1 protein-coding gene is annotated in these 16,830 nt (G+C 58.2%); it reads left to right on the top strand.

What is annotated here, in order from left to right:
• The first annotated feature begins 40 nt into the window (after nt 1-40).
• The gene (locus tag NVB75_RS20745; protein ID WP_258343064.1) at nt 41-16,819 is read left to right on the top strand and encodes a retention module-containing protein; all 16,779 of its coding nucleotides are present in this window, start codon (nt 41-43) and stop codon (nt 16,817-16,819) included.
• Nucleotides 16,820-16,830 lie beyond the last annotated feature (11 nt).

Raw genomic sequence — 16,830 nt, 5'->3', positions numbered from 1 at the left:
CTATGGAAGTTACCCGAACGGATCGCCGGAGAAATCTTCAATGAGCAGTGTTGTTGCCATCGTCAAAAGCATTGTTGGCCAAGTTTTCGTCATTTCTCCAGAAGGAGTCAGACGTGTACTTGTCGAAGGCGACCGACTGTTCGCAGGGGATCAGGTAGACACCGGCCTCTCGGGCGCCGTTAGCCTGGAACTGGCCGACGGCCGCACACTGGACCTGGGCCGTGAAACCCAGTGGAGCGCCGACACGCCGGACTCCAGCCTCGACCTGGCCCAAGCCACTGCCCAGGCCGCGCCGTCGGTTGCCGAGCTGCAGCAAGCCATCGCTGCCGGCGCCGACCCGACCACCGACCTGGAAGCTACCGCAGCAGGGCCGACTGCGGCGGGCACAGGCGCAGCGGGTGGCGGCCATAGTTTCGTGGTGCTGGATGCAACGGCGGCCAGCGTCGCGCCGACCATTGGCTTCCCAACAGCCGGCCTGGGTGTGACCACCTCGGCCCTGACCCAGAATACTGGCGGACAGGCGAACGACGCGGGCGGCCTGGTGCTGCAAGCCTCCACCCTGACCCTGGGCGCGACCCCGACCATCACCGAAGCGGGCGGCGTGCTGACCTACACCGCCACGGTGACGCAGGCGCCCACCAGCGACCTGAGCATCACCCTGTCCAATGGCGCGGTGATCACCATCCCGGCCGGCCAATTGACGGGCACCGTGAACGTGCCCCTGGCCCCCAACGACACCCCGTACATCGATGCAAGCCAGATCAACGTCACCGTCACCGGCACCACCGGTGGCAACAACCTGGTGCTGACCACCGACCCAGCGCCGGCGGTGACCCAAATCACCGACACCGTCGACACCACCACTGTCACGCTGACGGCCGGTAATACCGTGACCGAAGGCGGTCAGATCACTTACACCGCGACCCTGACCAACCCCGCGCAGACACCGGTGACTGTCACTTTGAGCAATGGCTCGGTGATTACCATTGAAGCCGGGAAGTCTACGGGGACGGTTGTCGTCGATACGCCAGCCAACGATGTTTACAACAACGGTTCAACCATCAGCACCACGATTACCGGGGCTACCGGCGGTAACTTCGAGAACCTGGTACCGGCGACTACGCCAGCGGTTACCACCATTACCGATTCGATCGATACCACTACGGTCACGCTGACGGCCGGTAATACCGTCACCGAAGGCGGTCAGATTACTTACACCGCGACCCTGACCAACCCCGCGCAGACGCCGGTGACCGTCACTTTGAGCAATGGCTCGGTGATTACCATTGAAGCCGGGAAGTCTACGGGGACGGTTGTCGTCGATACGCCAGCCAACGATGTTTACAACAACGGTTCAACCATCAGCACCACGATTACCGGGGCTACCGGCGGTAACTTCGAGAACCTGGTGCCGGCGACTACGCCAGCGGTTACCACCATTACCGATTCGGTCGACACCACTACGGTCACGCTGACGGCCGGTAATACCGTCACCGAAGGCGGTCAGGTTACTTACACCGCTACCTTGACCAACCCAGCACAGACACCGGTGACTGTCACTTTGAGCAATGGCTCGGTGATTACCATTGAAGCTGGGAAGTCCACGGGGACGGTTGTCGTCGATACGCCAGCCAACGATGTTTACAACAACGGTTCAACCATCAGCACTACGATTACCGGGGCTACCGGCGGTAACTTCGAGAACCTGGTGCCGGCGACTACGCCAGCGGTTACCACCATTACCGATTCGATCGACAACACCACCGTCTCCCTGACGGCGGGCGAAAGCGTGACCGAAGGCGGTCAGATTACTTACACCGCTACCCTGACTAACCCCGCGCAGACGCCGGTGACCGTCACTTTGAGCAATGGCTCGGTGATTACCATTGAAGCCGGAAAGTCCACGGGGACGGTTGTCGTCGATACGCCAGCCAATGATGTTTACAACAATGGTTCGACGGTTAGCACCACCATTACCGCGGCTACTGGCGGTAATTTTGAGAACCTGGTGCCGAGCACTACGCCAGCGGTGACGACGATCACCGACTCGGTTGATACCACGACGGTGACGTTGTCGACTAACGACACCGCGATCACTGAAGGTGGCCAGATCACTTACACCGCCACGCTCTCGAATGAAGCGCAGGCGCCGGTGACTGTGACGCTGTCTAACGGTCAGGTGATCACCATTGATGCAGGCAAAACCACCGGCACCGTGGTTTTCCAGACTCCGGTCAATGACGTTTACAACAACGGTTCCACCGTTAGCACCACGATTACCACCGCGACTGGCGGTAATTTCGAGAAGCTGGTTCCGGATAACACTAATCCGCCGACCACCGTTATTTCGGATTCGATCGATACCACGACGGTGACGTTGTCGACCGACGACACTGCCATTACCGAAGGCGGTCAGATCACTTACACCGCCACGCTTTCGAATGAAGCTCAAGCGCCGGTGACCGTGACCCTATCTAACGGTCAGGTGATCACCATTGATGCAGGCAAAACTACCGGCACTGTGGTTTTCCAAACACCGGTTAACGACGTTTACAACAACGGTTCCACTGTTAGCACCACCATTACGACGGCTACTGGCGGCAATTTCGAGAAGTTGGTTCCGGACAATACAAATCCTCCGACCACTGTGATTTCGGACTCGATCGACACCACCACCGTGACGCTGTCGACCGACGACACTGCGATTACCGAAGGCGGTCAGATTACCTACACCGCGACCTTGAGCAACGAAGCTCAAGCGCCGGTGACCGTGACCCTGTCCAACGGCCAGGTGATCACTATCGACGCAGGCAAAACCACGGGTACCGTGGTTTTCCAGACTCCGGTCAATGACGTCTACAACAACGGTTCGACCGTTAGCACCACGATCACCACCGCCACTGGCGGCAACTTCGAGAAACTGGTTCCGGACAACACCAATCCGCCAACCACCGTCATTTCGGATTCGATCGACACCACCACTGTGACGCTGTCGACCACCGATACCGCCATCACCGAAGGCGGTCAGATCACTTACACCGCCACGCTTTCGAATGAAGCGCAGGCGCCGGTGACCGTGACGCTGTCTAACGGCCAGGTCATCACCATTGATGCCGGTAAAACCACGGGCACTGTGGTTTTCCAAACACCGGTTAACGACGTTTACAACAACGGTTCCACCGTTAGTACCACGATCACCACCGCCACTGGCGGTAACTTCGAGAAGTTGGTTCCGGACAACACCAATCCGCCAACCACCGTCATTTCGGATTCGATCGACACCACCACCGTGACGCTGTCGACCACTGACACCGCCATCACCGAAGGCGGTCAGATCACTTACACCGCCACGCTTTCGAATGAAGCGCAGGCGCCGGTGACCGTGACCCTATCTAACGGTCAGGTGATCACCATTGATGCCGGCAAAACTACCGGCACTGTGGTTTTCCAAACACCGGTTAACGACGTTTACAACAACGGTTCGACCGTTAGTACCACGATCACCACCGCCACTGGCGGCAACTTCGAGAAGCTGGCTCCGGACAACACTAATCCGCCGACCACTGTGATTTCGGATTCGATCGACACCACCACTGTGACGCTGTCGACCACTGACACCGCCATTACCGAAGGCGGTCAGATCACCTACACCGCGACCTTGAGCAACGAAGCTCAAGCGCCGGTAACCGTGACCCTGTCTAACGGCCAAGTTATTACCATTGATGCGGGTAAAACCACGGGCACCGTGGTTTTCCAAACCCCCGTCAACGATGTCTACAACAACGGTTCGACCGTTAGCACCACGATCACCACCGCCACTGGCGGCAATTTCGAGAAGTTGGTTCCGGACAATACAAATCCTCCGACCACTGTGATTTCGGACTCGATCGACACCACCACCGTGACGCTGTCGACCGACGACACTGCGATTACCGAAGGCGGTCAGATTACCTACACCGCGACCTTGAGCAACGAAGCTCAAGCGCCGGTGACCGTGACCCTGTCCAACGGCCAGGTGATCACCATTGATGCGGGTAAAACCACGGGCACCGTGGTTTTCCAAACGCCGGTGAATGACGTCTACAACAACGGTTCCACCGTTAGTACCACGATCACCACCGCCACTGGCGGTAACTTCGAGAAGTTGGTTCCGGACAACACCAATCCGCCGACCACCGTCATTTCGGATTCGATCGACACCACTACGGTGACGCTGTCGACCACCGATACCGCAATCACTGAAGGCGGTCAGATCACCTACACCGCAACCTTGAGCAACGAAGCTCAAGCGCCGGTGACCGTGACCCTGTCTAACGGCCAGGTGATCACTATCGACGCAGGCAAAACCACGGGTACCGTGGTTTTCCAAACACCGGTTAACGACGTTTACAACAACGGTTCCACCGTTAGCACCACCATTACCACCGCCACTGGCGGTAACTTTGAGAAGTTGGTTCCGGACAACACCAATCCGCCGACCACCGTCATTTCGGATTCGATCGACACCACCACCGTGACGCTGTCGACCACTGACACTGCCATTACCGAAGGCGGTCAGATCACCTACACCGCGACCTTGAGCAACGAAGCTCAAGCGCCGGTGACCGTGACCCTATCTAACGGTCAGGTGATCACCATTGATGCAGGCAAAACCACGGGCACCGTGGTTTTCCAGACTCCGGTCAACGACGTCTACAACAACGGTTCCACCGTTAGCACCACCATCAGCACGGCCACTGGCGGCAACTTTGAGAAGTTGGTTCCGGACAACACCAATCCACCGACCACCGTCATTTCGGATTCGATCGACACCACCACCGTGACGCTGTCGACCACTGACACTGCCATTACCGAAGGCGGTCAGATCACCTACACCGCGACCTTGAGCAACGAAGCTCAAGCGCCGGTGACCGTGACACTGTCTAACGGCCAGGTGATCACCATTGATGCCGGCAAAACCACGGGTACCGTGGTTTTCCAGACTCCGGTCAATGACGTCTACAACAACGGTTCCACCGTTAGCACCACCATTACCACCGCCACTGGCGGTAACTTTGAGAAGTTGGTTCCGGACAACACCAATCCGCCGACCACCGTCATTTCGGACTCGATCGACACCACCACCGTGACGCTGTCGACCACTGACACCGCCATCACCGAAGGCGGTCAGATCACTTACACCGCCACGCTTTCGAATGAAGCGCAGGCGCCGGTGACCGTGACCCTATCTAACGGTCAGGTGATCACCATTGATGCAGGCAAAACCACGGGCACCGTGGTTTTCCAGACTCCGGTCAATGACGTTTACAACAACGGTTCCACCGTTAGCACCACGATTACAGCGGCTACTGGCGGCAACTTTGAGAAGTTAGTTCCGGACAATACAAATCCGCCGACCACTGTGATTTCGGATTCGATCGACACCACCACCGTAACGCTGTCGACCACTGACACCGCCATTACCGAAGGTGGGCAGATTACCTACACCGCGACCTTGAGCAACGAAGCTCAAGCGCCGGTGACCGTGACGCTGTCTAACGGCCAGGTGATCACCATTGATGCCGGCAAAACTACCGGCACTGTGGTTTTCCAAACACCGGTTAACGACGTTTACAACAACGGTTCGACCGTTAGCACCACCATCACCACCGCTACTGGCGGTAATTTCGAGAAGCTAGTTCCGGACAACACCAATCCGCCGACCACCGTCATTTCGGATTCGATCGACACCACCACCGTGACGCTGTCGACCACTGACACTGCCATTACCGAAGGCGGTCAGATCACCTACACCGCGACCTTGAGCAACGAAGCTCAAGCGCCGGTGACCGTGACCCTGTCTAACGGTCAGGTGATCACCATTGATGCAGGCAAAACCACGGGCACCGTGGTTTTCCAGACTCCGGTCAACGACGTCTACAACAACGGTTCCACCGTTAGCACCACCATCAGCACGGCCACTGGCGGCAACTTTGAGAAGTTGGTTCCGGACAACACCAATCCACCGACCACCGTCATTTCGGATTCGATCGACACCACCACCGTGACGCTGTCGACCACTGACACTGCCATTACCGAAGGCGGTCAGATCACCTACACCGCGACCTTGAGCAACGAAGCTCACGCGCCGGTGACCGTGACACTGTCTAACGGCCAGGTGATCACCATTGATGCCGGCAAAACCACGGGTACCGTGGTTTTCCAGACTCCGGTCAATGACGTCTACAACAACGGTTCCACCGTTAGCACCACCATTACCACCGCCACTGGCGGTAACTTTGAGAAGTTGGTTCCGGACAACACCAATCCGCCGACCACCGTCATTTCGGACTCGATCGACACCACCACCGTGACGCTGTCGACCACTGACACCGCCATCACCGAAGGCGGTCAGATCACTTACACCGCCACGCTTTCGAATGAAGCGCAGGCGCCGGTGACCGTGACGCTGTCTAACGGCCAGGTGATCACCATTGATGCAGGCAAAACCACGGGCACCGTGGTTTTCCAGACTCCGGTCAATGACGTTTACAACAACGGTTCCACCGTTAGCACCACGATTACAGCGGCTACTGGCGGCAACTTTGAGAAGTTAGTTCCGGACAATACAAATCCGCCGACCACTGTGATTTCGGATTCGATCGACACCACCACCGTAACGCTGTCGACCACTGACACCGCCATTACCGAAGGTGGGCAGATTACCTACACCGCGACCTTGAGCAACGAAGCTCAAGCGCCGGTGACCGTGACGCTGTCTAACGGCCAGGTGATCACCATTGATGCCGGCAAAACTACCGGCACTGTGGTTTTCCAAACACCGGTTAACGACGTTTACAACAACGGTTCGACCGTTAGCACCACCATCACCACCGCTACTGGCGGTAATTTCGAGAAGCTAGTTCCGGATAACACCAATCCGCCGACCACCGTCATTTCGGATTCGATCGACACCACAACCGTGACGCTGTCGACCACCGACACTGCCATCACCGAAGGTGGGCAGATCACCTACACCGCCACGCTTTCGAATGAAGCGCAGGCGCCGGTGACCGTGACCCTGTCTAACGGTCAGGTGATCACCATCGACGCAGGCAAAACCACGGGCACCGTGGTTTTCCAAACGCCGGTCAATGACGTCTACAACAACGGTTCGACCGTTAGTACCACGATCACCACCGCCACTGGCGGCAACTTCGAGAAACTGGTTCCGGACAATACAAATCCTCCGACCACTGTGATTTCGGACTCGATCGACACCACCACCGTGACGCTGTCGACCGGCGACACTGCGATTACCGAAGGCGGGCAGATTACCTACACCGCGACCTTGAGCAACGAAGCTCACGCGCCGGTGACCGTGACCCTGTCCAACGGCCAGGTGATCACTATCGACGCAGGCAAAACCACGGGTACCGTGGTTTTCCAGACTCCGGTCAATGACGTCTACAACAACGGTTCCACTGTTAGCACCACCATTACCACCGCGACTGGCGGCAATTTCGAGAAGTTGGTTCCGGACAATACAAATCCGCCAACCACCGTCATTTCGGATTCGATCGATACCACCACCGTGACACTGTCGACCACTGACACTGCCATCACCGAAGGCGGTCAGATCACTTACACCGCCACGCTTTCGAATGAAGCGCAGGCGCCGGTGACCGTGACGCTGTCTAACGGCCAGGTGATCACCATTGATGCGGGTAAAACCACGGGCACCGTGGTTTTCCAAACGCCGGTGAATGACGTCTACAACAACGGTTCGACCGTTAGCACCACCATCACCACCGCGACTGGCGGCAATTTCGAGAAGTTGGTCCCGGATAACACTAATCCGCCGACCACTGTGATTTCGGACTCGATCGACACCACCACGGTGACGTTGTCGACCGGCGACACTGCCATTACCGAAGGCGGTCAGATCACTTACACCGCCACGCTTTCGAATGAAGCGCAGGCGCCGGTGACCGTGACTCTGTCCAACGGCCAGGTGATCACTATCGACTCCGGTAAAACCACGGGTACCGTGGTTTTCCAGACTCCGGTCAACGACGTCTACAACAACGGTTCCACCGTTAGCACCACGATTACGGCGGCCACTGGCGGCAACTTCGAGAAGTTGGTTCCGGACAATACAAATCCGCCGACCACCACGATTACCGACTCGATCGACACCACCACCGTGACCTTGTCGACTAACGACACGGCGATCACCGAAGGCGGTCAGATCACCTATACCGCGACCTTGAGCAACGAGGCTCACGCGCCAGTGACCGTGACCCTGTCCAACGGCCAGGTGATCACCATCGATGCCGGTAAAACCACCGGTACCGTGGTTTTCCAAACCCCGGTCAATGACGTCTACAACAACGGTTCTACCGTTAGCACCACGATTACGACGGCTACTGGCGGTAATTTTGAGAAGTTGGTTCCGGACAATACGAATCCGCCGACCACTGTCATTTCGGATTCGATCGACACCACGACGGTAACGCTGTCGACTAATGACACCGCTATTACCGAAGGCGGTCAGATCACCTATACCGCGACCTTGAGCAACGAGGCTCACGCGCCAGTGACCGTGACCCTGTCCAACGGCCAGGTGATCACCATCGATGCTGGTAAAACCACGGGCACCGTGGTCTTCCAGACACCGGTCAACGACGTCTACAACAACGGCTCGACCGTTAGCACCACGATTACTGCGGCTACTGGCGGCAACTTTGAGAAGTTGGTTCCGGATAACACCAATCCGCCGACTACCGTCATTTCGGATTCGATCGATACCACCACCGTGACGTTGTCGACCAACGACACTGCGATCACTGAAGGCGGTCAGATTACCTACACCGCGACCTTGAGCAATGAAGCTCATGCGCCAGTGACCGTGACTCTGTCCAACGGCCAGGTGATTACCATCGATGCCGGTAAAAACACCGGTACCGTGGTTTTCCAAACCCCCGTCAACGATGTCTACAACAACGGTTCCACCGTTAGCACAACCATTACGACGGCTACTGGCGGTAACTTCGAGAAGCTGGTTCCGGACAACACCAATCCGCCGACCACCGTCATTTCGGACTCGATCGACACCACCACTGTGACGCTGTCGACCACTGACACTGCGATCACCGAAGGTGGCCAAATCACGTACACGGCAACGCTTTCGAATGAAGCGCATGCGCCGGTGAGCGTGACCCTGTCCAACGGACAGGTGATCACCATTGATGCTGGTAAAACCACCGGCACTGTGGTTTTCCAGACACCAGTCAACGACGTTTACAACAACGGTTCGACCGTTAGCACCACGATCACAGCCGCGACTGGCGGCAACTTCGAGAAGCTGGTTCCGGACAACACCAACCCGCCGGCCACCATCATTTCGGATTCGATCGACACCACTACGGTGACATTGTCGACCAAAGACACTGCGATTACCGAAGGCGGCCAGATCACCTACACCGCGACCTTGAGCAACGAAGCTCACGCCCCGGTCACCGTGACGCTGTCTAACGGCCAGGTCATTACCATTGATGCAGGTAAAACCACCGGCACTGTGGTTTTCCAGACTCCGGTCAACGACGTCTACAACAACGGTTCGACCGTCAGCACCACGATCACCACCGCTACTGGCGGCAACTTCGAGAAGTTGGTCCCGGATAACACTAATCCGCCGACCACCATCATTTCGGATTCGATCGACACCACTACTGTGACGCTGTCGACCACCGATACCGCGATCACCGAAGGCGGCCAGATCACCTACACCGCGACCTTGAGCAACGAAGCTCACGCGCCGGTAACCGTGACTCTGTCTAACGGACAGGTCATCACCATCGACGCAGGCAAAACCACCGGTACCGTGGTCTTCCAAACACCAGCCAACGATGTTTACAACAACGGATCGACGGTCAGTACCACCATCAGCACCGCTACTGGCGGCAACTTCGAGAAGCTGGTTCCGGATAACAGCCATCCAGCGGTGACCACCATCACCGACTCGATCGACACCACGACCGTTAAGTTGAGCACCACCGACACCGCCATTACCGAAGGCGGTCAGATCACCTACACCGCCACGCTTTCGAACGAAGCGCACGCGCCGGTGACCGTGACGCTGTCCAACGGCCAGGTCATTACCATCGACACGGGCAAAACCACCGGTACCGTAGTCTTCCAAACGCCCGCCAACGACGTTTACAACAACGGTTCGACGGTCAGCACGACCATCACCACCGCAACGGGTGGCAACTTCGAGAAGCTGGTCCCGGATAACACTAATCCGCCGACCACCACGATTACCGACTCGATCGATACCACCACCGTGACGCTGTCGACAAACGACACTGCGATCACCGAAGGTGGGCAGATCACGTACACCGCGACCTTGAGCAACGTCGCTCACGCCCCGGTCACAGTGACTTTGTCCAACGGCCAGGTGATTACCATTGATTCCGGCAAAACCACCGGCACTGTGGTTTTCCAAACGCCGGCCAACGACGTTTACAACAACGGTTCCACCGTCAGCACCACCATTACGACGGCTACTGGCGGTAACTTCGAAAAATTGGTTCCGGATAACAGCCATCCAGCGGTGACCACCATCACCGACTCGATCGACACCACGACCGTTAAGTTGAGCACCACTGACACCGCCATTACTGAAGGCGGTCAGATCACCTACACCGCCACGCTTTCGAATGAAGCGCATGCGCCGGTGACCGTGACGCTGTCCAACGGCCAGGTCATTACCATCGACACGGGCAAAACCACCGGTACCGTAGTCTTCCAAACGCCCGCCAACGACGTTTACAACAACGGTTCGACGGTCAGCACGACCATCACCACCGCAACGGGTGGCAACTTCGAGAAGCTGGTCCCGGATAACACTAATCCGCCGACCACCACGATTACCGACTCGATCGATACCACCACCGTGACGCTGTCGACAAACGACACTGCGATCACCGAAGGTGGGCAGATCACGTACACCGCGACGTTGACCAACGTCGCTCACGCCCCGGTCACCGTGACCTTGTCCAACGGCCAGGTGATTACCATTGATTCCGGCAAAACCACCGGCACTGTGGTTTTCCAAACGCCGGCCAACGACGTTTACAACAACGGTTCCACCGTCAGCACCACCATTACGACGGCTACTGGCGGCAACTTCGAAAAATTGGTTCCGGATAACAGCCATCCAGCGGTGACCACCATCACCGACTCGATCGACACCACGACCGTTAAGTTGAGCACCACTGACACCGCCATTACTGAAGGCGGTCAGATCACCTACACCGCCACGCTTTCGAATGAAGCGCATGCGCCGGTCACAGTGACCCTGTCCAACGGCCAGGTGATCACCATTGATTCCGGCAAAACCACCGGCACTGTGGTTTTCCAAACGCCAGCAAACGACGTTTACAACAACGGTTCCACCGTCAGCACCACCATTACGACGGCCACTGGCGGCAACTTCGAGAAGCTGGTTCCGGATAACAGCCACCCAGCTGTCACCACCATCACCGACTCGATCGACACCACGACCGTTAAGTTGAGCACCACCGACACCGCCATTACCGAAGGCGGTCAGATCACCTACACCGCCACGCTTTCGAGCGAAGCGCATGCGCCGGTCACCGTGACCTTGTCCAACGGCCAGGTGATCACCATTGATGCCGGTAAAACCACCGGCACCGTGGTCTTCCAGACTCCGGCTAACGACGTTTACAACAACGGCTCCACCGTCAGCACGACTATCACCACAGCCACTGGCGGTAACTTCGAGAAGCTGGTTCCGGATAACAGCCACCCAGCTGTCACCACCATCACCGACTCGATCGACACCACGACCGTTAAGTTGAGCACCACCGACACCGCCATCACCGAAGGCGGCCAGATCACCTACACCGCGACCTTGAGCAACGTCGCTCACGCCCCGGTGACCGTGACCTTGTCCAACGGCCAGGTGATCACTATCGACTCCGGTAAAACCACCGGTACCGTGGTCTTCCAGACACCAGCCAACGACGTCTACAACAACGGTTCCACCGTCAGCACCACTATTACGACGGCCACTGGCGGCAACTTCGAGAAACTGGTCCCGGATAACACCAACCCGCCGACCACTGTCATTTCGGATTCGATCGACACCACCACCGTGACGCTGTCGACGGCCAACACCGCGATCACTGAAGGCGGCCAGATCACCTACACCGCGACCTTGAGCAACGTCGCTCACGCCCCGGTCACCGTGACCTTGTCCAACGGCCAGGTGATCACTATCGATTCCGGCAAAACCACCGGCACCGTGGTCTTCCAGACTCCGGCTAACGACGTCTACAACAACGGCTCCACCGTCAGCACGACGATCACCACAGCCACTGGCGGCAACTTCGAGAAACTGGTCCCGGATAACAGCCACCCAGCTGTCACCACCATCACCGACTCGATCGACACCACGACCGTTAAGTTGAGCACCACTGACACCGCCATTACTGAAGGCGGCCAGATCACCTACACCGCGACCTTGAGCAACGTCGCTCACGCCCCGGTGACCGTGACCCTGTCCAACGGCCAGGTGATCACTATCGATTCCGGTAAAACCACCGGCACTGTGGTCTTCCAGACACCAGCCAACGACGTCTACAACAACGGTTCCACCGTCAGCACCACTATTACGACGGCCACTGGCGGCAACTTCGAGAAACTGGTCCCGGATAACACCAATCCGCCGACCACTGTCATTTCGGATTCGATCGACACCACCACCGTTACCCTGTCGACGGCCAACACCGCGATCACTGAAGGCGGCCAGATCACCTACACCGCGACCTTGAGCAACGTCGCTCACGCCCCGGTGACCGTGACCCTGTCCAACGGCCAGGTGATCACTATCGATTCCGGTAAAACCACCGGCACCGTGGTCTTCCAGACTCCGGCTAACGACGTCTACAACAACGGCTCCACCGTCAGCACGACCATCACCACAGCCACTGGCGGCAACTTCGAGAAGCTGGTTCCGGATAACAGCCATCCAGCGGTCACCACCATCACCGACTCGATCGACACCACCACGATCAGCATCACTGGCGATGCTTCAGTGAATGAGGGCCAGACAGCCCACTACACCCTCACGCTGAGTAACCCTGCGGCCACTGACGTGACCGTCACGCTGAAATACAGCGGCACGGCCACCGACGGTTCGGACTTCAACGGCGTCTACACCGTGAAGATCCCGGCTGGCGCCAGCAGTGCAACCTTCAACGTGAACACCCTTGACGACAAGCTGACCGAACCTACCGAAACGCTGGTGATCACCATCGACAAGACCTCCGGTGGCAACTTCGAGAAGCTGGCGATCAGCGGCACCAATGGCAGCATCAGCACCAATATCATCGATAACGACGCCCCGCCGGTCATCGACCTGGACGCCAACAATTCCAGCGGCGCCACCGGTGCGGATTACAAGGTGACGTTCACCGAAGGCACCACCGGGCCGGGTGTGTCGATTGCTGACACCGACATCAAGATCACCGACCCGGACAGCACCATGCTGACCGGCGCCACCGTTACCCTGACCAACGCGCAAGTGGGCGACGCGTTGAACCTGGGCAATAGCGTCAACGGCATCACGATCAACTCCAACAACCAGACGGGCACCATCACCCTGACGCTGTCGGGCACCGCGACGCTGGCCGATTACATGACGCGGATCCAGAACATCACGTTCACCAACAACAGCCATGACCCGAGCACCACGCCGCGGATCATTACCGTGACGGTGACCGATGGCGGTAACTACTCCAACGTTGCCACTGCCACCGTCAACGTGGTGGCCGTCAACGATGCGCCGGTCGCTACCGGCAGCGCCGTCACGGGTACCGAAGACACGCCGCTGGCCCTGGCCTGGTCGAACTTCGGCGTGACTGACGTCGACTCGCCACAAGCGAGCCTCGGGGTGAAAATCACCGAGTTGCCGGTTGCCGGTAAATTGCAGTTCCTGGCAGCGGACGGGGTGACCTGGTCCAACGTGACCAGCGGCCAGACCTTTACCAAGGCCCAGATCGACGCCGGTCAATTGCGCTTTACGCCCAATGCCAACGAGTCCGGAACCGATGGTTACGGCGGTACTGGTATTGGCAATAAACAGGCCGACTATGCGCAGTTCAAGTTCCAGCCAACCGATGGCAAGGATCTGGGCACTGCCGCGACGGTGAAAGTCGATATCACCCCAGTGGCGGACGCGCCGAACCTGACGGTCGCGGATAACACCGTGAATTCCGTAGGCCTGACCAAGCAAAGCTGGAACAGCATTGCGAACCTGGGCACCAACGGCAACGGCGCTGCACCGGCAGACCTGAAAAACGCGATTGATAACGCCGGCACGCCGAACACCAGCACCACCGTGACCACTGTCGTGTCTGAAACGAACGTTGCGGGGGGCTCTGGCTCCAAGACTTCCGGCCTGATCTACATGGAAGCCGGGAAGAGCTACACCTTCAGCGGCACCGGCGATGACAGCCTGGTGATCAACGTTGGCGGCAAAGACGTAGCGAGCGCGCTGTGGGGTACCAACAGCGGCAAGTTCAGCGGTTCGATCACCCCGACCGTCAGCGGCTACTACAGCATCGAGATCTACCACGCCAACCAGTCCGGACCTGGCAGCTATAACGTCAACGTGCAAATCGGCAACGGTGCGGTCCAGCCCCTGAACACCAGCGGCATACCGCTCTACACCGGCGTCAGCGACCTGATCAATGCCGGCGTGACCGTGTCCGACCTGCATGGCAGCAACGGCGACGGTTACTACACCGGCTACAAGCTCAACGAAGGCCTGGAGAATGGCTCGGTGCACCTGTCCAAGGTCACCACCAGCCTGACCGATACTGACGGTTCGGAGAGCCTGAGCGTGAAGATCAGCGGGATCCCGGCAGGTTCGGTACTCACCGATGGTGCCGGGCATACCTATAGCGCCGGCGCGAGCACCGGTGAAGTGAACGTAACGGGCTGGGACTTGAGCACCCTGACCATCAAGCCACCGACCTACTACAGCGGCCAGTTCAACCTGACGGTGACCTCGACCTCGACTGAAAGCCTGGGCGGCTCGGCCGTTACCACCGCGCAGTTGCCGGTCACGGTTTACCCGGCGAACTACAACTCGATCACCGCGACGTCGGGCAGCGACAACATCACCGGCACCGATGCCAATGACATTGTGGTCGCGGACATCGGTGGCCTGAACGTGGTGCAAGGCAAGAACTACAACATCGCGTTCATGGTCGACAGCTCCGGCAGCATGAGCACCGACTCGGTCAACGCGGCCAAGGCGTCGCTGACCTCGGTGTTCAGCTCACTGAAAAACAGCCTCGGCGCCAACACATCGGGCACCGTGAATATCTTCGTGGCGGACTTCGATACCCAGGTCAATAAATCGGTGGCGATTAACCTGAACGATCCAAATGCGCTGGCGATACTCAAGGGCGTGCTGGATTCGATGGTCTCCGGTGGCGGCACCAACTATGAAGACGTGTTCAAGGCCACCGCCAACTTCTTCCAGAGCAACCTGGCGACCGGTAATACCGGCGCGACCAACCTGACTTACTTCATCACTGATGGCCAGCCGACGTACTTCCAGAACGGCGAGCAGACCAACCCGGTGGTCGCCGACTTCTACAACTACTACACCACCGATGGCCGGCTGGATGACTACATCAACACCAACAACTATCAGTTGGGCAACGCGTTCTCGATCACCGTCGGCAGCAGCAAGCTGCAACTGATCGACAGCGCCGGTCAGGTTCACAAGTGGATGCAGAACTGGAACGGCAGCTGGTACGACAGCGGCGTCATCGGCACCGTGCATGCGCAAGGCGACGGCACCTATGAGGTCTCGTACCTGGACGGCAGCGGTAGCAGCACCAGCTCTGCGACGACCAGCAATGCCGGCAGCGGGTTTGCATTGCTCAGCGGCTTGTCCAGCGTGGAGGCCATTGGTATCAACAGCGGGGTCAGCCTCAACGACCTCAAACCGTACGACTCGGACGGCAAGCCACAGAGCAACATCGATCCGAAGGACTTGGCCAACGCTATCCTGGGCCACACCGAGGCGACCTTGCCGGGCTCTGACACCATTAACGGCGGCGATGGCAATGACATCATCTTCGGTGACCTGGTGAGCTTCAGTGGGGTCACCGGCGAGGGCTACAACGCGCTGCAGGCCTTCGTCGCACAGAAAACCGGGGTGGCCGTCACGGCCGTCACCACGTCGAACGTGCATCAGTACGTGACCGAACACTACGCCGACTTTGATGTGTCCGGCGCCAAGGACGGGAACGACACGCTGCTGGGCGGCAACGGCGACGACATCCTGTTCGGTCAGGGCGGCAACGACTACCTCGATGGCGGCAAGGGCAACGATATCCTGCTGGGCGGTACCGGCAACGACACGTTGATCGGCGGGCAGGGCAACGACATTCTGGTGGGTGGTTCCGGTGCTGATTTGTTCGTGTGGAAGGCTGGCGACTTGGGCAACGACGTGATCAAGGACTTCAAGGCCGCGGACGGTGACCGGATTGACCTGCGGGACTTGTTGAAAGGTGAGAGCGACAGCACCATCGACAACTACCTCAAGATCACCACGGTGGAAGGCGTCTCGACACTGCAAGTCAGTACCGAAGGTAACCTGAACAAGGCCGGCGGCCTGGCGAACGCGGATGTCACCATCAAGCTGGAAGGCAACGACTGGTCTCACACCAGCATCAACTCGCTGATCAGTGGTGCCGACCCGACCATCAAGATCGATCACACCGCCTAAGCCTGCGTTCA

This window comes from Pseudomonas sp. CBS (assembly GCF_024734645.1).
Classification (GTDB): Bacteria; Pseudomonadota; Gammaproteobacteria; order Pseudomonadales; family Pseudomonadaceae; genus Aquipseudomonas.
Note: the sequence above shows the minus strand (reverse complement) of the source record. Positions and strands in the feature narration are given on the sequence as shown.

What these genes read in the sequence shown, in the direction of transcription:
- NVB75_RS20745 (WP_258343064.1), top strand. Translation starts at nt 41, where the DNA reads ATGAGCAGTGTTGTTGCCATCGTCAAAAGCATTGTTGGCCAAGTTTTC.